Annotated in this window: 15 protein-coding genes and 1 pseudogene; 6 read left to right on the top strand and 10 right to left on the bottom strand. The window is 46.2% G+C overall.

The window, feature by feature from the left end; translation table 11 throughout:
- Positions 1 to 145 precede the first annotated feature (145 nt).
- Complete coding sequence (locus Q7V32_RS01660; protein WP_304895251.1) at positions 146 to 1,228, top strand: hypothetical protein; 1,083 nt, start codon at positions 146 to 148, stop codon at positions 1,226 to 1,228.
- A gap of 3 nt (positions 1,229 to 1,231) precedes the next feature.
- Here Q7V32_RS01660 and Q7V32_RS01665 read toward each other — a convergent pair whose 3' ends face one another.
- A complete protein-coding gene (locus Q7V32_RS01665; protein WP_304895252.1) occupies positions 1,232 to 1,882 on the bottom strand; it encodes a MarC family protein in 651 nt (216 codons plus the stop codon).
- Between the two features lie 166 nt (positions 1,883 to 2,048).
- Positions 2,049 to 2,705: a DUF5610 domain-containing protein gene (locus Q7V32_RS01670; RefSeq protein ID WP_304895253.1), complete on the bottom strand. Its 657-nt coding sequence runs from the start codon at positions 2,703 to 2,705 to the stop codon at positions 2,049 to 2,051.
- Positions 2,706 to 3,175: 470 nt separating this feature from the next.
- On the opposite strand from Q7V32_RS01670, the gene Q7V32_RS01675 reads away from it, so the two are divergent.
- Complete coding sequence (locus Q7V32_RS01675) at positions 3,176 to 6,097, top strand: cation-transporting P-type ATPase (protein WP_304895254.1); 2,922 nt, start codon at positions 3,176 to 3,178, stop codon at positions 6,095 to 6,097.
- 694 nt (positions 6,098 to 6,791) lie between these two features.
- A complete protein-coding gene (locus tag Q7V32_RS01680; RefSeq protein WP_304895255.1) occupies positions 6,792 to 7,283 on the top strand; it encodes a hypothetical protein in 492 nt (163 codons plus the stop codon).
- A gap of 201 nt (positions 7,284 to 7,484) precedes the next feature.
- Here the strand turns inward: Q7V32_RS01680 and Q7V32_RS01685 are convergent, their stop codons facing one another.
- The 6 genes from Q7V32_RS01685 to Q7V32_RS01710 all read right to left on the bottom strand — a co-directional run bounded on the left by Q7V32_RS01685 (position 7,485) and on the right by Q7V32_RS01710 (position 17,844).
- Positions 7,485 to 8,744, bottom strand: coding sequence for a sialidase family protein (locus Q7V32_RS01685; protein WP_304895256.1), 1,260 nt, complete (start codon positions 8,742 to 8,744; stop codon positions 7,485 to 7,487).
- Positions 8,745 to 8,826: 82 nt separating this feature from the next.
- On the bottom strand, positions 8,827 to 11,151 hold the full coding sequence (locus Q7V32_RS01690; RefSeq protein WP_304895257.1) for a TonB-dependent receptor: 2,325 nt from the start codon (positions 11,149 to 11,151) through the stop codon (positions 8,827 to 8,829).
- Positions 11,152 to 11,425: 274 nt separating this feature from the next.
- Complete coding sequence (locus Q7V32_RS01695; RefSeq protein ID WP_304895258.1) at positions 11,426 to 14,581, bottom strand: efflux RND transporter permease subunit; 3,156 nt, start codon at positions 14,579 to 14,581, stop codon at positions 11,426 to 11,428.
- 5 nt (positions 14,582 to 14,586) lie between these two features.
- Complete coding sequence (locus tag Q7V32_RS01700) at positions 14,587 to 15,795, bottom strand: efflux RND transporter periplasmic adaptor subunit (RefSeq protein WP_304895259.1); 1,209 nt, start codon at positions 15,793 to 15,795, stop codon at positions 14,587 to 14,589.
- Positions 15,788 to 17,185: an efflux transporter outer membrane subunit gene (locus Q7V32_RS01705; protein ID WP_304895260.1), complete on the bottom strand. Its 1,398-nt coding sequence runs from the start codon at positions 17,183 to 17,185 to the stop codon at positions 15,788 to 15,790. Before Q7V32_RS01705 ends, Q7V32_RS01700 begins: the two co-directional genes overlap by 8 nt.
- Positions 17,173 to 17,844, bottom strand: a complete 672-nt coding sequence (locus Q7V32_RS01710) for a CerR family C-terminal domain-containing protein (protein ID WP_304895261.1) — start codon at positions 17,842 to 17,844, stop codon at positions 17,173 to 17,175. The genes Q7V32_RS01705 and Q7V32_RS01710 overlap by 13 nt, the downstream gene beginning before the upstream one ends.
- A gap of 409 nt (positions 17,845 to 18,253) precedes the next feature.
- Here Q7V32_RS01710 and Q7V32_RS01715 point away from each other — a divergent pair, with 409 nt between their 5' ends.
- Complete coding sequence (locus tag Q7V32_RS01715) at positions 18,254 to 18,847, top strand: hypothetical protein (RefSeq protein WP_304895262.1); 594 nt, start codon at positions 18,254 to 18,256, stop codon at positions 18,845 to 18,847.
- 136 nt (positions 18,848 to 18,983) lie between these two features.
- On the top strand, positions 18,984 to 19,646 hold the full coding sequence (locus Q7V32_RS01720; RefSeq protein WP_304895263.1) for a restriction endonuclease: 663 nt from the start codon (positions 18,984 to 18,986) through the stop codon (positions 19,644 to 19,646).
- Positions 19,647 to 19,952: 306 nt separating this feature from the next.
- Here Q7V32_RS01720 and Q7V32_RS01725 read toward each other — a convergent pair.
- Together Q7V32_RS01725 and Q7V32_RS01730 are read right to left on the bottom strand one after the other, a co-directional pair.
- A pseudogene (locus Q7V32_RS01725) lies at positions 19,953 to 20,042 on the bottom strand (GNAT family N-acetyltransferase); the annotation flags it as partial.
- Positions 20,043 to 20,156: 114 nt separating this feature from the next.
- The gene (locus Q7V32_RS01730; protein ID WP_304895264.1) at positions 20,157 to 20,708 is read right to left on the bottom strand and encodes a hypothetical protein; all 552 of its coding nucleotides are present in this window, start codon (positions 20,706 to 20,708) and stop codon (positions 20,157 to 20,159) included.
- 187 nt (positions 20,709 to 20,895) lie between these two features.
- On the opposite strand from Q7V32_RS01730, the gene Q7V32_RS01735 reads away from it, so the two are divergent.
- Complete coding sequence (locus tag Q7V32_RS01735; RefSeq protein WP_304895265.1) at positions 20,896 to 25,122, top strand: DEAD/DEAH box helicase; 4,227 nt, start codon at positions 20,896 to 20,898, stop codon at positions 25,120 to 25,122.
- Positions 25,123 to 25,319: the final 197 nt, after the last annotated feature.

The following is a 25,319-nucleotide window of genomic DNA, read 5'->3' on the forward strand; positions in this document are numbered from 1 at the left end:
CGCAATATTTCGATAACCCGCACTCAGGTATCTAAAAAAATCACTCTGTGACCTACCCATCTGAAAAAAACCGGCACAACAATCTCACGTTATTCTGTAATTGGTCGATAACAGAGAGAAACCGGTTTTTTACAGGCGCTGCACCATGAAAATTGAGAGCTCAACTATTCATCTATCCGGCCAACGTATAGCAACTGAAACACGAACGACCGGTGAATCTCTGAGCGTATGGGTTGGCAGTCAACAACAGGGGGAGGCGGCAACCGCCTCGCGACCAACTCAAAATAACCTGCAAATTGTCGACAGAGTGAGTCTTTCCAGCCAAGGACTTGTGGAGAATCAAAAAACCAAAGCCCAACAAAGTGGTGAAATAGATACGGAAAAAGCACTGGAAAATGACCCCCGCCTGCAAATCATGAAACGTATGCTGGAAGCATTAACGGGGCAAAAAATCCATATCACCGGCATAGGCCATTTGGAGTCACCCAATGAACAGCAGCAAATTACTTCGCCTGATGCGAATACAGGGACCACTCAGACACCCCCTAACACCTCGGCAGGTTTCGGGCTCGAATATATTCGGGTTGAAACGGTTTATGAAGCAGAACAGACTACATTTTCAGCCAAGGGAATCGTAAACACCGCAGACGGAAAAACCCTTAACCTGTCAGTTCACTTGATTATGAGCCGCGAATATTTTGAGCAGAATGAAGTCAGCGTTCGTTTGGGTGACGCTGTAATGAAAGATCCTTTAGTGCTTAATTTCAAAGGACCGACCGCCCAACTCACTGATACAAAATTCAGTTTCGATATTGATTCCGACGGCGTCGAAGATCAAATATCGTTTGTCAGTTCCGGCAGTGGCTTTTTGGTGATCGATAAAAACCGGGACGGCAGAGTGAATAACGGTCAGGAACTGTTTGGCGCTGTCACCGGCGATGGCTTCGCCGAGTTAGCGGCCTTCGATAATGACAAGAATTTATGGATCGATGAAAACGATGCAGCCTATAAAGATCTTCGGCTCTGGACAAAAGATGAGCAGGGGCGCGACACGTTAAGCACACTGGCTGAAAAAGAAATCGGCGCGATTTATCTGGGCCAGACCAGCACCGGCTTTTCACTCAAAAACAGTCAAAATCAGCTTCATGGACAAATCAAAAGCACGGGGCTGTTTGTCACTGAAAACGGCTCAACCGGTACGGTGCAACAAATTGATTTGGCAGTCTGATGGCTAACCGCCCATTGCCGCAATAGGCCTGAGTAATCCACTTTGCGCAATTCCATCAAAAATAAACTGAACGGCCAAGGCTGACAGCAAGATACCGGAGATGCGGGTGACGACCTGAATACCCGTAACACCTAAAAATCGTTGAATTCGGCTCGCGGCAAGCAAACTCAGCAAGGTCACCATCATCATCAGAAATAATGAGACAAAAACAACCATTTGATGAGCCCAATTATCTTTGGCCTGAGCCATTAGTAAAACTACAGCTCCCATCGCACCAGGACCGGCAATCAGCGGCGTGGCCAGGGGAAATACCGATATATCAGCTTTCAACCGGGCTTCATGGGTTTCTTCATCGGTGGTGGAAGTCGCTCCGGATGAGCGCACAAACACCATGTCAATAGCGATGAGCAACAGCAAAATTCCACCCGATGTTCTTAACGCAGACATCGATATGCCCAGCCCTGTTAATAAAAAGTCTCCGGTCAACGCAAATAGAAACAATATTGCCGAGGCAATCAGTGTTCCACGCCATGCATAGGCAGACTTTTCTTTAGGCGATGCATCGACTGTCAATACCGCAAACACGGCAGCGACATCCAACGGACCAATAGTCGTAAACAAGGTCGCCATAGCGATGGCAGCAATTTCTAACATGGGACTACCGAAAACAAAATTGTTACCTGCTTCTTGAAACAATCATTTGAACGTGGAACCACGAAAAAGGCTAAAAACACGACACTATTCAACAAGTACCCACATTATGCTGCGGCACTCGAAGAGTCTCGCTTAAAATTAGTGGCCTCACAGCGCGATTTTGAGTTCATAGACTGATGTCTGTTTGTCCTGCCTTTGAAACAGGCGAAGATTCCTGTCCGGAAACAGGTGTTTTCTTATAATTTTCAGCAAAGGCTTTAAGCCCGGCCTGAACCAGTTCATAAGTCTTGTCGATATTACTGGCAATATCGCCGTCCAGCACTTGTAATCCTTTTAAAATATCCTTTGCCTCGCCAAAGCCCTTGTCAATACCTCCACCGATCAATTGAACAAATTGCCCCATAGCCTCATCATCTGATAATTCGCTGTGATTAGCGCGGTATTGTTCAAAAAAGGCAGTACCGAATTTAACGATACGGTCGGCGGTTGCTTCGGGAGAAATATCGATACCCTTATCATAAGCCTTCTGCAGCGCATCATCGCCAAATTCAGCTTTCAATTCCGCGTTAATTCCGTCTAAAGCCGCTTTATAGACCAAGGTTAACGGCTCATTACCCGTTGCCAGACTCACCTCAAAAGAAGCCTGGATAATGCCTTGATTGAGCACATCTTTAGGAGAAACATCCGGAGCTTGAAGCTGTTCTGATTTTTTTGCATGAGCTAATTCCGACACCTTTTTTCCAAAAGGCGCCTCGGCTTTATTCGTAGGCTCTTTGGCCAATTGACTGACCGTCTGACCAAACGGTTGGTTATTGATTTTCATTTTATGACCCCTTAATAAACTACCTAAAGGATATCGGCACACTCAATAAAATAATAAGCTTTTAACAGATAAATTCCAGCTTAACTCAAGAGTAAGGCGACTGTAAGCCTTATGGATTATTCTCAGTCTATTGAAACAGCCAACGTAACTACTCGCCCGCTTGACATAAAGGGTGTAGGTAATTGATTGAAAAGGCTTCTACAACAGGGATGTTGCAGAGAGCTACAGGGATGTATTCATGCGTCCTTTGAAATCAAACACCTACACCCAATAAAATAGGAGGGGGTGAGCAGATACGAGCCAACGGAATTTCCCGCTTACCTCTGATATCAAGCCCATCATCATCGAGAACGGATAGCGCCATGCTTATTCTTGTTTCAAAATCAGAGTACCATGACACTCACAACAAATGAGCAAAACTTAAATCCCCAGGCATCATTCAGCATTGAAATAAAATTAAGGAAATTACCATGAACGATCAATTGAACTGGAAAATGATTTTGCAATCTGCTGACTCATTGATTTCAGACAACTTAATAGCATTGATTGCCGGCCTGTTGGTCATCGGTCTTTTGTTCTTAAGCTTACTGGCATGGCTGTTCATCAAAAACAGACATAAACGGCAAACTGAGCTAAAACAAGAATCCTTGCCTGAGTCTACAGCCTGGCATGCAAAGTCAGCTGAAGCTGTGTTGGCTGAGTTAAAAACAAACCCGGATCAAGGTCTCAGTGATACGGAAGCTCAAGAGCGCTTTACCCGATACGGGCCAAATCGTTTACCCGAACAAAAACCGCGCAGCGCACTGGTTCGCTTTATCAGCCAGTTCCATAACCTGCTGATTTACGTGTTGTTAGCAACAGCAGCCATTACCGCGATGCTAGAACACTGGACTGATACTTTCGTTATTCTTGGCGTCGTACTCGTCAACTCGATGATTGGTTACGTACAAGAGGGCAAAGCCGAAGACGCCTTGCAAGCCATCAAGAAGATGCTTTCTTCTCATGCGCTGGTCTTGCGCAATGAAAAAAAAACAACCATTCCGGCATCAGACTTGGTGCCGGGCGACATTGTGATGTTGCAATCGGGCGATAAAGTTCCTGCCGATCTACGCTTAATCACAGTTAAAAATCTGCAGATACAAGAGGCGGTCTTAACCGGCGAATCAGTCCCTATCGAAAAACGTCCTCAAGAAGTTGCCCAAGATGCCGTGCTTGGCGACCGGTTTAACTTGGCCTATTCAGGCACTCTGGTGACATTTGGTCAAGCAAGAGGTGTCGTTGTCGGAACAGGCGTTCAAACCGAAATCGGCCACATCAGCCAAATGGTTTCCCAGGTCCAAACACTGACTACACCTTTGCTGCTGCAAATGGCTGTATTTGCTCGATGGATAACGGCGGCCGTCATTGTTTTATCCGGCCTGGTATTCGCCTTTGGCATACTCGTGCGCGGCGGCGATACTGTCGACATGTTCATGACGGTCGTGGGACTTGCGGTCGCTGCCATTCCTGAAGGGCTGCCTGCTATTTTAACAGTGACACTGGCAATAGGCGTACAGAGTCTGGCGAGTCGGAATGCAATTATCCGGCGTCTACCGGCAGTTGAAACGCTGGGCGCTGTCAGCATCATCTGTTCCGACAAAACGGGTACGTTAACCCGCAACGAAATGACCGTCAGCTCCATAATCACAGAAGAACACCATATTGATATCACCGGCACAGGCTATGAACCAGCAGGCGATTTTCAATGTGCCGGGCAATCCATTACTCCGGAGAACCACTCAACCCTGCTAGCAACATTACAATCGGCGCTATATTGTAACGATTCGAGGTTGGAACTCGCTGATGGCACCTGCAAAATTCACGGTGATCCTATGGAAGCAGCGTTGTTGGTTGCCGCATTGAAAGCCGGCCTGAACTCTGATGAAGCACTAAAAGAATGGCCCCGCCGAGATTTGATTCCCTTCGAATCAGAACACAAATTTATGGCCACCTTACATCATAATCATCAAGGCGAGGCCATGATTCATGTCAAAGGTGCCCCGGAACGTCTTCTGGCAATGTGCACGCTAGAGCGAACCTCGACTGGTGACCAGCCAATCAATCCGGATGACTGGCATGCAGCCATTGAAGCGCTGGCCAAACAAGGTCAGCGCGTACTGGGAGTGGCGAGTAAATCAGCAAAACCGCATCAAACCGAACTCAGTTTTAACGATCTGGAAAATGGGTTGGTTTTTCTGGGACTGTTTGGATTGATAGACCCGCCCCGTAGCGAAGCGATTGCCGCTGTCAATGAATGTCATAATGCCGGGATTCGCGTAAAAATGATTACCGGCGACCATGAAGTCACCGCCTGCAGCATTGCCGCGCAGTTAAATCTGAACAACAGTCAAGAGGCCATTACCGGCAAAATGCTCGACACCATGAATGATGAGGTGTTACTGAATCGTGTTCAAGAAATCGATGTCTTTGCCCGAGTCAGCCCTGAACACAAACTGCGTCTGGTAACCTTGTTACAAAGCGGCGGCGCCATTGTCGCGATGACTGGCGACGGGGTTAATGACGCTCCGGCGCTTCGCCGTGCGGATGTAGGTATTGCGATGGGGCATAAAGGTACGGAAGCGGCCAAAGAAGCCTCTGAAATGGTAATTACTGACGACAATTTTGCGACCATTGTCCATGCGGTTAAAGAAGGCCGCACCGTCTACGAAAACCTGAAAAAAGCGGTTGTGTTTTTGTTGCCGGTTAACGGCGGCGAATCCATAAGCATCATCATTGCCATCTTGTTTGGCTTTACCCTGCCCATTACACCGCTGCAAATTCTTTGGGTCAACATGGTCAGTTCGGTAGCCTTGGCAATGGCATTGGCCTTTGACCCTCCGGCACCCGACATCATGCAACGCCCACCTCGCCCGGCAAATGAACCGATTCTTTCCGGTTTTCTGGTATGGCGAATTTTTTTGGTATCGAGTTTATTTGCTCTGGGTATATTCGGTATTTTCGAATGGAGTCAACTCCAGGGTTCCAGCATTGAGGAAGCGCGGACCTATGCGGTTAATACGCTGGTCATGATGGAAGTGTTTTATTTGCTCAGTGTTCGTTATCTGAGGGCCTCCGCACTGAGCTTTCAACGCATGTTCAATTCTAAAGCCATTATCTACGCGGTAAGCACCGTCGTAACGCTACAGCTCATTTTCACGTATGCACCTTTTATGGAACAGTTTTTCGATACTCGCCCGGTGGATTTTGTGCATGGTTTTGAAATCATAGCAATAGGTTTAATCTTGTTCGGACTGTTGGAACTTGAAAAAGGGGTACGTCGTAAATTTTGCCATCCGGTAAGTGCAAACTCCAAACCGTCTCGACCAGGGAAGAAGGGAAGAACGACGCCATAAGCTAATTTAACCAGAACGGCCGCCCTGCCTGAACTGGACGTAGCGGCCTGCACCAATTCATCAAAAAGAAATGAGTAACTACTCGTCCGCGTGAAATAAAAGATGTACTTGATTAGTTGAAAAGTGAAGTGAGCCCATGCCGTTAAGTTAAGCATATTTTGTAGGAGCGGGCCATGCCCGTGATTGAACCCCATTTGTTCGCGGGCATAGCCCGCTCTTACGATACAGCCTATCGCAGTAATTCCCAATTTGACACAAAAGAAGGGGTAAGGTGAGATTGGCGAGGATGTCGATAGCAGGACCGCTATCTAGCCCCCATGGAGGGGTTCACGGCACTTACCTTGCCCCTAATTAACGCTACTCCCTTTTGATTGAAAAACCGTCTAAGAATAGAAGGTATGGGATGTGGCTATCGAGGACCGCCGTGAACCCCTCCATGGGGGCTTGACGGCAGCAATCCCTGCTGCCGACATCCTCGCTAGCCACACCCCATACCTTCATAAAGTTAATCATTTTTTGAGTATAAAGGGAGTAATTCAAGGCGGGCGAGTAGTTACCAATTTTTTTAAAATGCGATTTTGATTAAATCCCGTTAGGAACCTTGATATCAGTTTGTTGCTTTCTATCTTCCATTAATGCTTTATCTCTTGATAGCATAGAAATACCTAAGAACTATAAAACAAGTGACCCTGACATGAAAAAAACACATTACTTTTTAAACGGATTATTGGTGTTTCTCGCACTGCTGATGGCGGTAACGGCGAAAGCAGATAATAAAACACTGCGGTCATTCGTTGACGGCAGTTATCAACAAATACTCGTCGCTCACGAAGGACGTCCTTTGGTCCTTGTAATCTGGTCGCTGACATGCTCGTCGTGTTTAAAGGAAATGAGTTCGTTAAACGAATGGCGCAAGAAGACGCCCGATGTTGAAATGATTTTATTGTCTACCGATGATATTTCTGAGCAAGCCGAAGTCCTGAACATATTGCAAAAGCACGAACTAGACGGGCTTGAAAATTGGATCTTTGCCGATGATAATGCGCAAAAATTGCGCTTTCAGATTGATCCTCGCTGGTACGGTGAAATGCCAAGGATCTATTTTTTCAACGCCAAGCACGAGCGTACAGGAATAAGCGGTGTTTTAAGCGAGCAGGAATACCGGGACAGGATTTCCAGTTTGTAGAGGCGCGCAATTGATAGGCAAAAATTCTGAAGGCTGAGTTTTTGCTATATTGATTATCCACGGGATTTCGTTTAAATCAGCAGCCGATATTATACTGTCGGTACGGCAAGCATTACCCGGCACAGACAAACCGGGTAATGCTAGGGTTAAACGGGCCTAAAAGGTCGTGTTCATTGACTTTACTGAGATTGATCAAACCTTCTAAGGTTTTATCGATTCTTCTCGCGCAGGATATAACTGATAGGCTACGTTAGGAATATGCCAGGAAATATAGACTTGGCGCCCATCGCTGAGCAGAAACGGATGATCTGACTGTTCTTTGGTTCCCGCGACGATTCTCGGCTTTTCCCATGTTTGGCCGTCATCGTTAGAAACCATCGACATCAGACGGTTTTGGGTGCCGTCAAATTCGTTCCAGGCAATAAATACTTGTCCATTCAGTGCCATCACATCAGGATGAGAGGCCCCCAGTTCGTAGTTCCCGAAATTGACCGGAGGCGAAAAGCGGTTGCCCTGGTCGTCTGAATAGGCATAAAACAATCCGTGTGCTGAATCGGCATTATTGAACCAAACCCCATGGTAACGCCCGTTATGACCGCCGATTGAAAAGCCCGGGCCGTGGTGAGGGCAGGCATCAATCTTCCAGTTTTCCCTGCTTACTCGAAGAACAGGACCGGGATCGTTCCAGGTTTTAAAGTTGACCAGCGCGTGATCGCGGATATTGTCGTCAAAGACATGCCGCCACATTACCGTAGGCAGGCCGTCTATATCGATCGCACCTTTAATCCGGCAGCATTGACAGGTTAAGTCAGCGGCTTTTGCATTAGGCTGAAATGTCGCTCCACCGTCTTCAGACCAAACATAATATAGCGCCGAACCATTATATTCCTGGCCCTTTTGTTTAGCCGCGACCATGTCACGGGCATCAAGCCAAAATAACGCAACTGAGCCGTCCGGACCGGCTAATAATTCATCGAAACGGTGACTGATTTCGTTTTGATCGCTGTTGATTGTTACCGGTTTCTCGAAGGTTTTACCGCTGTTTATAGAGCGGCTGAAACGAATGTGTCCGGTGTGCGGTTTGCTGAGATTTTGGCCCCAACTGACATAAATAAGGCCATTGGGTCCTGTTTTGATTTTCGGACGGCCTTCCCCTTCGGCCCTTATTGATTCGGCTTTTGTGTTTACTTTGACAGGAGTGGAAAAACTGTGTCCATGATCTGTGCTGGATTGAACATAAACGTGACCGTTTTGCGCCCATGCAGTCCAGAGCTTGCCGGCGTCATCAAAGCTTGCCGATACCGTTTTTGAACAGATGCTGGCAGGAGCTTTGAGTTGATTGCCGCAGGCTTCCGACAAGGGGGCTTGATTGGCGCCCATATGCTTTTGTTCGGCCGAATCAGCATAATTCGATAGCGACAAAGACAAGGCAATTATCGTTAGACAATGCTTAAAAATCATATCGTCCTCTTAGTTTGATGGTTGTCTGGATTGTCCTTCCTTGGACGTTTTTTATCCGGTTGGTGTGCCGTTGCCATCCTTCTTAATAATCGAAAGCGACTTTAACAAAGTAGGTGCGCTGCGGATAGGGATGATTTTCAAAAACATCAACATCCAGAATGTTATCGATACCGGCGGAAATATTACTTTTCAAGTCGCGGTAAGTCGGCAGATGGTAAGTGGTTTTAAAATCGACGAAAGTCGACTCGTCAGTTCCACCCATTACATTGGCTTGCGTATCTTTATTATCCAGACGCTGGAACGAATCACTTCTATATCTGACGCCAACGGCAGCATCCCAAACAGGCATTATGTGATAAGTCGCCGTGGCATTAGCCAAAAGGCGAGGTATGCGGTCCCATTCGTTATTGACGAACGAGGAGATTCTAGGATCAATTGGATTATGCTTTTTGATCTCTTTGTTCATGAACGTGCCGTTCAGCATCAGGTCGATGGGTAAATCGAATATTTCGTTTTGTTGAAAGGTAAGTTCAACGCCGATCGTTTCGGTTTGATCAATCGGTAAGAAAATATTAGTGGTTCGATTGTTTGCTGTGAATACGTTACTGGCAATCTCATCGTTAATTTTGTCGTAGAAGAAATTAGCCCGCACATAGCCTCTCGGAATGTCGTACTGCACCATAAAATTATGAAAATAGCCGTTCTCAGGACCAAGATTGGGAGCGGAAACGTTGAGATTGTTCAGCGTGGATACGCTAGCAAACATTTCCTGGGCGATTGGGAATCTGTAGGCTTTAGAGAATGAATACCTAAAAGTCCAGGCGTCTGGCGAGTATTCCAGCGATGCTTTCGGCGAAACACGCGATGCATCGCGGTCGCTGAAATTCTGGATATTATTGGTACTGAAATTCCGGACACGGCCATCAAGTGATTGCCAGTGATCAAAACGCGCCCCGGCCATTACGCTCCAATCCTCTATGAAACGCCATTCCAATTGCGTGAATGCGCTGTTGATCTGGGTCGCTCCGCCGCTGTCGCTAACCTGCGAATCCTTACTGCCTACCCGATAATCATCAGAGTTAAAGACATCGATTCCCAAACTGGCATGATTTAACTGATAGCCACCCATGAATGAAAGGTCGTCTCGTCCCATGAAATTATCGGTAGCCAGCTTTAGATCATATGCGGCCCACCAGGCATTGACATCCGTAATCTGTCCTTTATTTCTGTTATTTGGATGGTTCGGGTTAAGGTTTGACCGTATATCTCTGTCTTTGAATGCATCATAAAAGCTTGCAGTCGTATCGATACTCCAATCATCAGAGACTTTACCTTTCAGGCTTAAACCGTAATTTAAGGTTTGCCGTTGGGATTCACTGACATTGAAAGCCGAGCCCGGTACGGTAAATTGCTGTTCGAATTGTCTGTAGTTCGTGTTGGTAGAGTTACCGGCGCTATTGCCACCACCCCACAAAACATTTCCGTTGGCACCTCTTAACAAACTATTCGGGTCATCTACCGTTCCTTGTCGATCTTCATAAGCAATCGTGAAGCGGCCTTGCAGATCCTCGGTGAAATCGTAAGCGGTTTTTATTTTAAACAAATCCGTGGTGGTTTGAGCAATACCGATATCGCCATAAATTACCGCCGAGTTGCCTTGGGGTGTAAAACTGGATAGTCCTCCCGTAACTGCTGTACCGCCGGCTTGAGAACTTAATGGTGCAACATTCAACGTCTGCGGCTGACCTTCGTTTTCGAAGCGGTTATAAGACGCCCATAAGCTGAGTTTGTCAAAGCGATCTCCCGCTGAAAGAAAAGTTCGGTAGCCGGTCAATAATTCGTCGCGGCCGGCCCTGTGCATATCCTGGAACATCCCGGTCGCTTCCATGTGCGCTTCGAATTTATCCGGCATTCGGGTGTCGATATTGACTACGCCGCCAAATGAAGCGCCGCCATATTGGGCTGAAAATGGACCATATAAGACTTCGGCCGAATCGACCTCGCTAGGTGCTACCATCGACCATCTGGGTGCGCCGTTAAAGCTCGTTTGCAAAGGATTATGGAGAGGCATGCCGTCGGCGTAAACCGATGTGTGTGCGGTTTGAAAGACGTTCGAGCCTCGCATACCTAAGTTGCCGTTTGGATCGCCCATGTAGCGTTTGCGAATCAACAGACCCGGCGTATATTTGAATACATCTTCGACAGTGGTGTAATTGATGACTTCAATGGCTTCTTTGTTAATCTCAAATGACGGTGTTGCCTGATCAGTTTTTGGAAATGATTTTTTTTGCGCTTCGACGATCATCGGTTCTGCTTCATACACATCAGATGAAGGATTTTCAGCTTTATCGGCGGCCACGGTGCTTCCAAAATAGCTGATACCCAATATTAGCAAGCTCTTATTCATTCAGTCACCCTTCTTATTATAGTAATTTTTGTCAGTCAGCCACGAGCGTGATTTCCTCAAGTTAGAACACGTTCGGGCAAACGAAATATATAGGCAAATAATATTCCTATTTAATATTTTCCAAACTACTTCAATGAGTTAAATAATAAGTAAGATAAAATTTGTTAGAGAATAATTAATGAACGAGGTTAAATGGCTTATTTATAAGGTAAATGACATAGTTTTGAAAAATCTTTGAATCCAAATGAAACCGGGCGAAGTTTAGCTTGTTAAGCTAATCCACCGATGATTCAGTCTTTTTTAGTCTGATCAGCAGGCCGCGTATATCTTCGACGACCAGATACAGTGACGGAATCAGAATGAGGGTTATCAGTGTCGCAAACATGATTCCGAAGCCTATCGAAATAGCCATCGGAATCAGCATTTTGGCCTGACGGGATGTTTCGAAAATCATCGGCATCAAGCCGCAGAAAGTGGTTAGCGTCGTCAATAAAATCGGTCTCAAGCGCTGAATGCTTGCCGTTTTGATGATTTGCAAAGGTGACTTGGTGCTGTCAACCCGCAATTCGTTTGCGTAGTTGATCAACACCAGCGCGTCGTTAACAACAATGCCGGACAGAGCCACGATACCCAGCATGCTTAAGATGCTTAACTCATAACCCATCAGTAAATGGCCGAATATCGCGCCGATGATGCCGAAAGGAATACTGACGATGACGATCAGCGGCAGAACATAGCTACGGAAAGGGATCGCCAGCATGGCATAGATCCCCAGCAAGGCGAATACGAAACTGATTTTAAGGCTACTCAGGCTGTCTGCCATCTCGGCCTGACTGCCTTGAAAGCTGTATTGCAAACCCGGAAATTCATTTTTCAATCGGGGCAGTTCGGTCGCTTCCAGATCATTTAGAATTTCGCTGGTACGGCTGCGCGGGGTAACACCCGATTTTACTTGTATATTACGTCGGCCATTCCGGCGGTTGATTTCGGTATAGGCTCGGCTCTGGTCGATTTCGACAGCCTCGGTTAACGGAATTTCCAAACCGGCCGGAGACCAAAGCATTAAGTTTTTAATGTTCTGGACCGACATTCGCTCTGCTTCCGGCAGTCTCACCATGATTTTGATTTCGTTACGGCCGCGTTGTTGGCGCAAAACCTCCGCCCCGAAAAAGGCGTTACGGACTTGGCGCGCAACATTTTGCGCGGTGAAACCAAGGCTTCTTCCTTCGGGCAACAAGCTAAAATCCAGTTGTTCTTTGCCGCTGGTAAAGCCGCTTGAGACATCGTTGACGATAGGGTAGGCGCTAAGCGCATCGGCCAGTTGTTGACTGGCTTGTTCCAATATTTTGATATCCCGATGATTCAGCTCTATCGTTAATGCCGAACCGGAGCCAGGTCCGCCGGCATCCGATTCAAACATGATCGACTCGATTCCGGCGATTTCGCCTGTGGCTTCTCGCCACCGCTGATTAAACAGTTCGGTGCTCATGATTTTATCGCGTATCTCAGGCGGCGCTAGGTAAGCCCGGATTGAGGCCAAATGACTTCCTGTCGTTCTTTTGTGGTCAATCGTGCCGATTTCGGCAAAAACTCCCTTAAGCAGCTTATCGCCATCCGGAACGCTGCCTGCTACTTTTTGAGCGGATTCAAACAGATGCCGGGCGACTGCTTCGGTTCTAGCGACCGGTGTGCCGAACGGCATCACCAGCGTAACCTGAGCGAAATCCGATTCGGTTTTGGGAAACAACGTCATCCCCATGCGACCGCTTGAAGCATAAGAAATCGTCGCAACCAGTAACGCGAAAGTTGCGACTATGGTTAGATAGCGATGTTTTAATATGCTTTCCAAAAAGGGTCCGTAACGATTCACAGTCCAATGTCTGAAGCCATGACTGAATTTCTGCTGGTAGCGATGCACAAATGCCAAAATCCCATGACGTTTCATTTCAGTCAGTTGCCCTAAATGATAGGGCAGAATAAACAGACTTTCCGCCAGCGACAGCAGAAACACGGTGATAATCACCAGCGGTATCATGTAAAAGATTTTGCCGGTGATGCCTGGGATAAACAGCAATGGCATAAAAGTGGCGATGTTGGTCAAAATACTGAACGTGACCGGCATCGCCATTTCTTGTGTGCCTTTAATTGCGGCTTGCATTGGCGAAAACCCCACCTGCCGGTAGTGATAAATGTTTTCACCGATAATGATTGCGTCGTCCACGACAATGCCTAGCGCGATTATGAAAGCGAACAGCGAAATCATGTTGAGACTGACGCCGATACTTGGCAGAATCAAAAATGAGCCGAGAAATGCTGTCGGAATCCCCATCATGACCCAAAATGCCAAACGCAATTCCAAAAACAGGGCCAGCATGATGAAAACCAGCACTAAACCCATGGCGCTGTTGCGCAGTAAAAGATCGATACGCTGGGAATATTCCTCCGAGGTATCTCGCCGGATTTCGGCTGAGATGCCTTTGGGTAGCTCGGGAACGATGCGTTCCATGTAGCTTTTGACCGTTTTGGAGACCTGGATCGGCGTTTGGTCGCCGACGCTGTAAACCTGAATCATCACGGCAGGTTGGTTATTGAAAGTTGCGTAGTAATCACTTTCATCGTAACCGTCTTTGATGGTGGCGATGTCGCCCAGTTTTACCTGGCTACCGTCCGCAGTGGTGATAATCGGAAGACTGGCAAACTGGCTGGCGTAATCCCTGCGTTCTTTCACCCGGATCAAGATTTCCCCTGTACCGGTTTTAACACTACCGCCCGGTAAGTCGATGCTGGCGGCAGTGATGCGCTGAGCGATGTCGCCCAGCGACAGACGGTATCGGCGCAGCGTTTCCTGTGGGATATCGATCGCGATTTCCAGCGGTTTGATGCCTTCAAGCTCGATTTGGGTGATGCCGGGGTCCTGCAATAGTTGATCGCGGAATTGTTCTGCCAGCTCGTGCAGCACGTTTTCTTGAGTATCACCAAATAGGACCATGGAAATGACCTGACGCTTGTTGGCCATTACCGTGACTTGAGGTTTCTCGGCATCAATGGGGAAGGTCGTGATGCGGTCAACTTCCTTTTGAATTTCCTGCGTCAGGCGCTGCATGTCCGTGCCTCTGAGGGCTTCGACTGTGACCATGCCGATATCTTCCTTGGCGGAAGAATTGATTTGATCGACGCCCTCAATACCTCCTATCGCATCCTCTATTGACAGAATGATGCCGCTTTCGACTTCTTCGGGACTGGCTCCAGGGTATGAGACCGTAATGATGACGCTGTCAATTTCAAATTCCGGAAATACTTCCTGCCGGATAGTCGTCATGAACAATAGGCCGCCAATAATTAATGCGGCCATGACCAGGTTGGCTGCCACTGAGTGACCTGCCATCCAGGCGATAGGGCCGGATTGTGTCGAAGGTTGTTCTAGTGACATCGTACCTACCTGGCCGATTCGGAAATCTTGGGTTCATGGGTGCGGATTTGCATGTTCTGGACTGGAGCAGACAGATCGCTATGTATGATACGGGGGGAGGCCGGAAGTGCTTCAGCGCTTAAATAGACCCATCCCGGCTCATTCCAAAGCGGGTCAACTTTGATGATATCCAGTTTGTTTTCAGCCGTGATCAGCCAGAGCCGGTTACCGTCATGCAGCGCGTTTTCGGGAATTGCCATAACACGATTAATTGTTTTGCCCGCTATAGCGGCATGGACCAGTGTGCCCAGCATCATATGCGGAGCTGAGCGATTAGCCGGTTTGAGTCCTAACGGATCCTCGACTTCGACAATTAACTTGGCCATACGGCCTTCCGGTTCCACCTCGGCTTTTAAACGTTTGACCTTGCCGGTCCTGAACGCTTCCGGCCCCCAGGCCTGCGAGTAAGTGATCCTGACAGTCGAGCCTTCTTCATTGTTAAAACCGGGAATATGGATCCAGCGCAGTTTTTCCAGCGGCAATGACACATCTACCCAGAAGGTATCGGTCGCAACCAGTTGAACCAGGGGGGTGCCGGTAGAAAACGTCGATACCCATGAGCCGATATTGGCATTACGCGCAGTGACCACGGCATTGAAAGGTGCGATGGTTTGTGTGCGCTGAAGATTCAGCTTGGCCTGTTCAAGCGCGGCTTCGGCAGCGTTCAGCGCCGATTTGGACGCTTCCAGATGAGGTTTTCGTTGGACCAGTTCGCTTGCGAGTTCATCCAGTTCCTGGCCGAGCAGTTTATATTCCTGTTGGGCGATAGCTTGCTGGCCGAGTTCCAGCTTTAAATTGAACTTGGCCCTGACCAAATCATTCTGAGCCTGACGCAAGCGTAATTCATAATCCGTAGGATCAAGCTTGACGATTTCCTCTCCTTTTCTCAATAAACCGCCTTCAATAAAGTTTTCACTGACCGACTTGACCATGCCGTCGACTTGAGAGTTTAAATTAACACTCTGTGAAGCGATGACATTTCCTAGCGCGAAAACAGTGACTGAGTGATCGATTATCTGCGGCGTGATGACTTCGACCAAAGGTGCACTGACCGTCATCGGTTTGCGCGCTGCTCTGGGTTTATTGGTCAGCCAGTAATACGATAAAGATCCGGCAATGGCAATAATCACCAGTGAAGGGAGTGCTTTGAATAATTTCCTTAAAACATTAGCCATTATCTTCAATCCTGGTTTTTGCGGGTTCTGCGAGTGGCCATCCACCGGCAAGAGAGCGATAAAGTAGAATCCTGAAATCGACCAATTCGCGTTCAGCGCGAATCAGCGTGCGTTGCATGGCTTGTAAACTGTTGAGCGTCGATAGCACGCGGAGAAAGTCGAAAGCACCATAAGCCGTGCGGATCCGGATATTGTTATTGGCTTCATTCAAATAACGCAGTTGCTGTTTCAAGCTATCCAGTCGTTGATGCTGCCTTTCCTCTTGTGCCAAGGCGTTTTCAACTTCTTTGATGGACTGTAAAACGCTTTGCCCATAAAGATTGAGCGCTTCCTCTGTCGCGGCTTTGGTGCGGTCGACTTCCGCAATACGGCGGCCACCGTCAATCAACGGTAAAACCAGATTGCCGGCCAGCGTTGCCATCCAGTTATTAAAAAAATCCTGAAGATCCGGTGCCGTGGTATCAATGCCTGCAGACAGGCCGATTTTTGGAAAACGGTCGGCAATCGCAGCGGCCACTCTAAGGTCGGCTGCCTGCAAGCGGAAATAAGCCTTGAGGACATCGGGACGGCGTTGAATCAAATCCGAGGTTAAGCCGGTATCCGGTAAGCCGTTTATTTCGGGAAAATGATCACTGATGGCAATTTCAAGCGTTCCGGGCGATTGGCCGGTTAAAACCGCCAGTTGATTTTTCAGGACCTCAATGTTGGCCAACACGGTATAACGATCACCAACCACACCTTCCAGTAATTGGCGCTGCTGGAATACGTCAGCAGCGGTCGCTTGCCCGCCTCTGAATCGGACTTCAATCAAGTTGGCATATTGTTCGTTGATGACGATTTGTTCAGTCAGCAAGTCGTGCTGTTTCTGCTGTTCTATCAATTGATACCAGGTGCGTGCAATTTCTGCAGACAAGGCAATTGCAGCGGTATGAATATCCTGTTCAGAGGCTTTAACATCCTGTTCAGCGGCATAAGTGCCGGCTCTAATGCGGCCCCATAAATCAAGCTCGTAACTGGCAATGAGACCCAGCGAAAAATTATCGGTAGTGAATAAGCCTAGCGTTTCACTCCCATCCCTGCGGCTCAGGCTAGATGTGGCGTCGAGGGCGGGAATCAGTTCTGAACCGGTCTTGCGAGCAATGGCTTGGGCCTGTTTGAGCCGGTCATAAGCTGCGATAAGATCAAGATTTTGCTGCAGCGCTTTGTCGATAAGCTGATTTAGCGTCGGATCGTTAAAACTGAGCCACCAGCGTTCCTGCAACGATGCACGGCCGGTTAATGAAAAGGATTCGTTAATCGCAACCGGTGTTTTAAATTCTTTGACCTCAACGCTGCAAGCACTGAGCAGGCAAAGCAGCATCATAATGGCAAGACCTTTTATTGCGCGCATGCGCTGTCTCCCCGGGATTGTTCTATCTGATAGCGAAGCGCCCGGATACCGGCCAGAGAGAAAAGCACAACGTGCTCGGCATAGCTAACCGGGTTTTCCAATTCCGGATAGTGTCCGCGCTCTGGATAGGTCTTTTTCATGTGCTTGACTTGCATCAAATGAAAACATTGACCAATGATACTGGCGTGGCAAAAGTGAATATCCTGGTCATCCGCTTTCGGACCCAGGCATTCCTTGATTTGCGCGATCATGGCCTGACGCTGGGGATTGATTTCCTTTTCGAGAATTTCCGGCAGCAGCGAAGTGGGTTGAGCCATTTCCTTATTGATAATCGCAAAAAAATGCGAATTTTCTGCGGCGATACGAGCGATCAAAGAACGTATGCGGCCAGCCAGACGTTGCTCTGCCGGAGCGTCCGAAGCAACGCCGCCATCCGATGGATAAAGCGCCAGATCTTGTTGGAAGGCATAGCGCCAGGATTCCAGATAAAGGCTTTCTTTGTCTCTGAAATGGTAATTGACTGAAGCGATATTAGATTGGGCCTGCTCGCAGATTTCAGCAATCGTTGTTTCCTGAAAACCTTTTTCGGCAAAAATCCGGCTGGCCGTAATTAAAAGACGCATCCGGGTTTTTAAAGGTTTTGAATCTGAATCAGTCATTGAATTAGGTATATTCAAATAAATATTTTAAATATACATATAAATTAGGCATTGGACAAACGAAATATAGGGTCGAAGTCTGTTGTTGGCTTTAGTCACTGAAGCGACAAAAGCTGTAAGATCGGGGGATTGGACCCGGTCGATTTCGAATCCAGCAGCTTTATGCGAAATATCGGTTTTAAGAGGTTCCGACAAAGACGAGCTGGAAAAGAGCGTATGCAAGGTTTAATGGATGCAGGCAAGAGCCTACCCGTTTTTTTTGGTTCTGTTATTTTTTTTCGCTTTAACGGTTTCCGTCTAATGATAACTTTAATTTAACGTCTAACTTCTTGCTATTAATTTGGTATATATTAATAGCTTGTAAACTAATTTTATTTTTTCCTAAGATTTTAAATGGATTGTTTTTATAATGCAGACTCTAAAGCAGTATTCTAAAATTTCAAAAATTCCTTTATCTCATGTTCTTCATGTCCTCGCAATATCAGGATTTGATTGTGATCAATATACAGAAATAGATTCTTGTATTGGAAAGATATTATCAAGAGCTTATAGAGGACGAGACTTGGAGAGTATAAAGAAAGAACTTTTATCCATTAGAAAACTTGGATATGTTGAAGACAAACTTAAAAGTGAAAAAAAAAGAAAGGCGATAGTTGCGAGCGAAGAACGGATTAAACAAAGAAGATTACAAGTAGCACAAAAAAAAATGGATTTAAAATTACAAGTCGCACAAGAAAGGGATTTAAAATTACAAGAAATAAAAGAAGAAATACTTAAGAAAAATAAAAATGAAGCAAATTTATTTAAATTAATTGATTTATTTAATTCTATTTTGCCTTTGAATATAAAAAATCAGCTAAAAACATATTCGTTCTTAAATTTTTATGATGAGTTTGTGAAAAATGGTTTAGATGGAAATAATTTATATTCGGCTTTGAGAGAGTCTATTTCAAGAAGAATTAAAAAATTACGAGTATTATTTATACAGAGTCAGCACGCTTGAAAAATCAGTTTACAAATATATTAAAAGTAAACAATATACACCTTGTATAATTGAAATTATTCGATTCATTTCAGGATTATTTCTTATTAGATATAATGTATTAAAATCTGGCAAAGAAAATGATTACAAAAAGGCAATGTCATTCTCAAATTACTTCTTTATTCTTGATTTATTGGTAAATATAAATGAACTTGAAATTGCAAAGGAGTTAATTTATATCGATTCATCTATTTGCTCTAATCCTAACGTACTTAGCGATTTGGCAATTAAATTTTTAGAAAAAAATGATCTTGACAGCGCAATTTTTATTTATGATAAGCTGAAAGAAATAGAACCTTATCATCCTTCGGTAGATAATATTAGTGTCTTGATTGAACGCATAAGAAAGAGAGAACGACTAAAAACCGACTTATCTTTAGATTTTTCTAAAATAAATGAACTTCAAGGAATTGAGTTTGAAAACTTTTTAATAGATAAATTTTTTGAATTTGGATTTAAAGTTGAATTAACACCTAAAATTGGAGATTACGGTGCTGATATAATTCTTGAAAACGCTAATGGTACTAAAATAATTATCCAGTGTAAAAGATTTAAATCGAGGGTTAATTTGAAAGCCGTTCAAGAGGTAATTGGTGCAATTGGTCATTATTGTGGAGACAAGGGGATTGTAATAACTAATAGTACTTTCCTTAATAGCGCTATCAAGCTAGCTGAATCGCATGATATTGAGTTATGGGATGGAGATAAGCTTTTAAGTTTTTTATCTGGAGACATATCATTTTCAGAAATAAATCATTAAGTTTAAATATAACTTAGGTCCCAGTTAAATTAAAATAAATATAACGGATATCTATGTTTTCTGAAGCTTCCCAATAACTGTCAAAGACAGAGTTACATTAATTGTGGGTTTTCAGGAATTAATAAGGGGTTTTCATAAACGGCGTCAAACCTATTGAATAATGTCCTTACCAAGTTTAGGTGCTTTTATAAAGACTGGGGAATTTGAGTAAGTTTACTCTGGCTCAGATTATTCATTTTTAGGAAACATGGGAAGGTATTCCTGGACAAAGTTTCCTGAGTTGCTCATTGGGTCCATTGAATCAAAGCTGGACCGTATGTCGGCAATAGTGATAAACAGCTTGCTTTCGGCATCTCCAAAAGCAGTGAATCCGTACTTTTCGTAAAAATGCTTGGCTTTGGGCCGGTTTCTATCGTGTTGAAAGTACGGTTCTCAATATCGAGCTGTGTTTTCATAACGCGCAGCCGCCGTTTTTAAAGTACTGTTAGCCTTTGTAAGCTGGGCCGAAGATCAGCCAGGTTTTTTTTCGGGGTGCTCATAGAGGTTATCAAATAGGCGGATCACTACAAAAATCATTGCCTGCGTCATTTGAATCGCCGGCACTCTGGCGGTATTCTCGGAGGCAAAATCATCAATCGATTCATTCATGAACTTCACGAGTCCGCTTTGCGGCTTATTTTCCTGCATTCTATGCACTAATCGGTCTTTGAGCTTGGCACTTATTTTTTCATCCATATCCCGTCCTTTGATCAGCGCTTGTAGCTCCGTATCCAAAAGCACGGCTTGTTTTTCCAGCCAGTTAATATCAATTTCATGTTGAGGGGGCAGGGGGCCAAACGCTTTTTGAAAGACGCAGAACACATCAAAGCATAAATCCATAAAAAAGTAGGACATCTCTTGATTGTGTTCGGCAATGATATTTGGAAAAACGCCAAAGAGGGTTTGGACCAGCGCCGGTTGATCCATTTCGAATTGTTCCATCATTGAACGGCCTGTATCCTCGTCAATGCTTCTGGCGTATTCTAGGGCTTGATATAGCTCGCGGTCGGTGAGTTCTTTCATCTGTATAATTGGGCGTATGAGTCGCAAAAAAGGGCTCATTATGCGGATTTAGGCGGTCAATGCAAACGCCAACTTTGAGTATTCAGAACGCATTTTAACTAAAGCAAATTGTAAATCCGGATAAGAGATACTGTTATGTATAATAAGCCGGTTAACTGCAAAGCACCTTTTTCAATTTTAATTGCTCATGCCATCAGAAAAACATTCTAAATTACTTGCAACCTATCAAAAGCTACCTGCTGAACAACAAGCTATCTTGAAAGTGTTGGCCGTCTTTTATGGTTATGCCTCGCCAACATTTATTACCGAATGTATCAAAGATACCGGTTTGCGAGATGAAAACGGTAACGTTTACAAGCTGGTTGCCATTCATGGTTTTATTCAACTGTTGTTCAAAGCTAATCTGGTTGAACAGTTGCCGAAACAGTCATCCTATCGTTGTCACAGAATGTTGATCGAACCGATTACCAGACAGTTGATCGATGACAATGAATTTGAGCGTTTTGCGAAGATTATCGAACAACATGCGCCCATCGGTACCGGTTATTACCGCTATATGAGAGTCGATGATTGTCTTCGGGATGCACGAATTCAATTTTACCGTCGTGATTTTAATAAGGTCAGAGAGTGTTTGACGCTGGGAAATCGTTACGGGCAGATTGCAAGTTATTTTAATGTCTATCTTGAATGGATACTAAATCCATTTGATGCCGGGTGGTTTCTGAGTCACAAAGACTTTCTGCCTGATGAGATCAGTGGCTACATCGGTTTGCATCAGCTGGTCTATCTCTATGCCGATCAGGAGATCGATCAGTTTTTGCAACAACAATGCTTGGCAGAATCAGCCGGTAGCGACTCTCTTTTAGTCAGGACTTATGCTGAATTAAAGTTGTTACGGGGCGAATGGGATGCCTTGAGTGACATTGTTGCTAACAGAGAAGATCCTGAACTACAGGCTATTGCCGCAGCGTTGACCTTTTTCAAAGGCGACTTGACCGGCGCCTTCGTGCAATATGAAAATGCTCTAAAGGCACTTAAAAAACAGACAGGTAAACGTAACTGTTATTTTTTCGGATTGGCAGGCATCTTTTATCCTTTGGTCCTTTTAAAGTCCGATCAGTCAGAGCAACGTGCAAAGTTACCTGGCCTTTTGGTCCAGGCTATCAAAATTCAAGGGTACTGGACCGAGGTCTACCGATACTTCAACCAATTTCAGCAATTTATACAAGGTGATGTCAAACAGCGCGACAGTTTATTGGCGCTTAATGCCCCCTATAAAACTCATCGTGGTTTCACAGATAAAGGTGAGCCTGAAACGGTATACGCTCCGTCATTATTGCTGCAAGTCTTTCTGATACTCACCAAATTCTGGACAAAATCCGAACATTTTGCTCATGTCTCGGATTTGAGTCATGATCTTTATAAACAGTTGGACGATAACGGTTACCGCTGGCCTGCCGCCGAACTGGCTAAAGTGTTCAGTCATATCGATCCAAGTAAAGCAATACGCTGGGATACCGGTTTTTTTAACCGACATCCACTGGCTTTGGCCGATTTGTTTGTCAGTCGGCCTGATTGGGATCTGGCCCTGGATGCCTTGCTTCATCTTAATGCTACCGTCAAAAAATCAGGTGCTTTGCAGCAAACGGATAAGCCGATCCGGTTAATCTGGCTGGTTACTTTTACTGAACAAACTCATGGGCTGATTATCGAGCCCAGAGAGCAAAAACAACAGGTCAAAGGCGGATGGAGTAAAGGTCGGGCCGTTTCGTTAAAAAGACTCTATACGGAACGCAGCAGTTTCGATTACCTGACCGAATACGATCTCAAGTTATGTAGCACAATCAAGGAATATCGTGATAATGGCTGGTATGCGAGCTCCTATATCGATTTCAGTCCGAAAATGCCGTTGGCTTTGATAGGCCATCCCTTGTTGTTTTGGGCGAGTTCACCTGAAGTCAGGATAGAAGTCGTCAAAGGCGAAGCCGAACTGAGGGTCAGTAAACTGGCTAAAAGCGATAAAATCAGAATCAGCCTGAATCCGTTAGCGAGTCTTAATCAAACGGTATACATCACCAAAGAAACGCCGACGCGCCTGAAGGTGATAGAGCTGAACGAAGATTATCAGAAAATTGCTTCGGTATTGGGTTCAAAAGGTCTTGAAGTTCCATTGTCCGCTCAGGAACGCGTGCTTCAAACATTGACCAGTATTTCCGGGGTGTTGACGGTGCATTCGGATATTGGCGGCAGTTCGAGCACGGCCGAGCAGGTTGAAGCCGATGCGACACCGCGTGTCCATTTGTTGCCTCTGGGAGATGGGCTTAGGGTGGCCTTATTAATTAGGCCATTTGCAACCGAAGGTGCTTATTACCAGCCTGGGCAGGGCGGTGAAAGCGTGCTGGCCGAAATTGACGGTAAACCTTTGCAAGCCAAACGCAATTTATCGCTGGAGAAAAAACGTTCGAAAGCGATTCTTGATGCCTGCCCGGGTTTGCAGGAAGCGGAGCGCGATGTCGCCGGCGACTTCTTGCTGGAAGAGCCTGAGCAATGCCTGGAATTATTATTGCAACTGCAGGCGCTTCCGGAGGGGGAGGCCATACTGGAGTGGCCGGAAGGCGTTAAATTCCGGGTGTTGGGTCAAAACAGCGGCAGCGGTTTTAATATGCAAATCAAGCGCGACAATGACTGGTTTGCCTTGCAGGGCGAACTGAAAGTCAACGAAGATACCGTGCTTGAAATCCAGCATTTGCTGGGCTTGCTCAGCGGCAGTCAGGGCCGCTTTTTAAAGCTGAAGGACGGCCAGTTTATCGCTTTGACCGACGCATTCCGCAAGCGTTTGGACGATCTAAAAGCCTATGCCGACATTAGCGGCAAAAAAGTACGCATCAATCCGCTGGCCGCGTTGACTTTAGAGGACTGGGATGATGAGTCCGGTACGATTAAATCGGACAAACATTGGCAGGCGCATATCCAACGGCTTAGACACGCTCGCGATTACCAGCCGGTTTTGCCTTCAACGTTTCAAGCCGAATTACGTGATTATCAGCTGGATGGCTTCATATGGCTGGCCCGCTTGGCGCAATGGGGTGTGGGTGCCTGTTTGGCCGACGATATGGGCTTGGGTAAAACGGTTCAGGGTCTGGCTTTATTGGTGGATAGGGCACCTAATGGTCCCAGTCTGATTGTGGCGCCTACATCAGTGTGCATGAATTGGGAAATTGAAGCCCGTCGGTTTGCACCGACGCTTAACCCGCAACTTTTGGGCACAGGCGACCGACAAAAATTGCTGGATGAGCTGGGGCCTTACGATTTGCTGATTTGCAGTTATGGCATGTTGCAACAAGAACAAGTCGCCGACATGCTGGCAAAAATCCGCTTCCAGACACTGATTCTCGATGAAGCGCAAGCGATCAAAAATACCGCCACACGCCGTTCGCAGGGAGCGATGAGTCTGCAAGGCGATTTCAAGCTGATCATGACCGGCACGCCGCTGGAAAATCACTTGGGTGAACTCTGGAACCTGTTTCGATTTATCAATCCCGGTTTGCTGGGCTCGATGGAACAATTCAATCAGCGCTTTGCCGGTCCGATTGAGCGAGACCGTAACACGCAAGCCAGGCAGCAATTAAAAAAGCTGATCCAGCCCTTTATTCTGCGTCGGACTAAAACCCAGGTATTACAAGAGCTGCCGCCTCGTACCGAAATTCCGATTTATGTGGAAATGAGCAGCGAAGAAATGGCGTTTTACGAAGCCTTGCGCCGTGACAGTCTGGCGACATTAGTCAATACTGAAGGCCAACCGCCCGGTCAAAAGCATTTGCAAATTCTGGCGGCCATTTCCAAATTGCGTCGCAGTTGCTGCAACACCCGCCTCGCCAATCCCGATATCAGTTTGCCCAGCAGTAAACTGGCGGCATTTGGTGAAATCGTCGATGAATTGTTGGACAACAAACATAAGGCGCTGGTCTTCAGTCAGTTTGTCGATCATTTACACTTGATTAAAGAGTATGTCGAAGGGCGCTATATCAAGTATCAATATCTTGACGGCAGTACGCCGGCCAAGGAGCGCCAAAAGCGCGTCGATGCGTTTCAGCGCGGTGAGGGCGAGTTGTTTTTGATCAGCTTGAAAGCCGGCGGCGTCGGTCTTAACCTGACAGCGGCCGATTATGTGATTCATATGGATCCCTGGTGGAATCCCGCTGTGGAAGATCAGGCATCGGATCGCGCTCATCGCATGGGACAGCTGCGTCCGGTTACTATTTATCGCATGATAGCCAAGCAAACGATTGAAGAAAAAATTGTTGCATTGCATAGTCATAAACGAGATCTGGCCGATAGCTTGCTGGATGGCGCCGACATCAGCGGAAAAATGTCCGCCGATGATTTACTCAGCCTGATGAAAAGTGAAGCCTAAAGACCACTTTTCCACTTGTTCAAGGTAAGGAATCGCAACACGGCATGGACGTCCTAAGTTAAATCACCCCCGGCAAAGCCGGGGGCTTATATCTGTTAGCCCCTCAAAGGGGCATGTTCATGAACCGCCTAAAGGCGGATTTGCTTGCCCAAAGAGCGTTAGTTGCTCGTAACGTTCTTCTTCACGCTCTTGCTCGC

The organism is Methylicorpusculum sp. (assembly GCF_030651835.1).
In the GTDB taxonomy this organism is placed as follows: Bacteria; Pseudomonadota; Gammaproteobacteria; order Methylococcales; family Methylomonadaceae; genus Methylicorpusculum.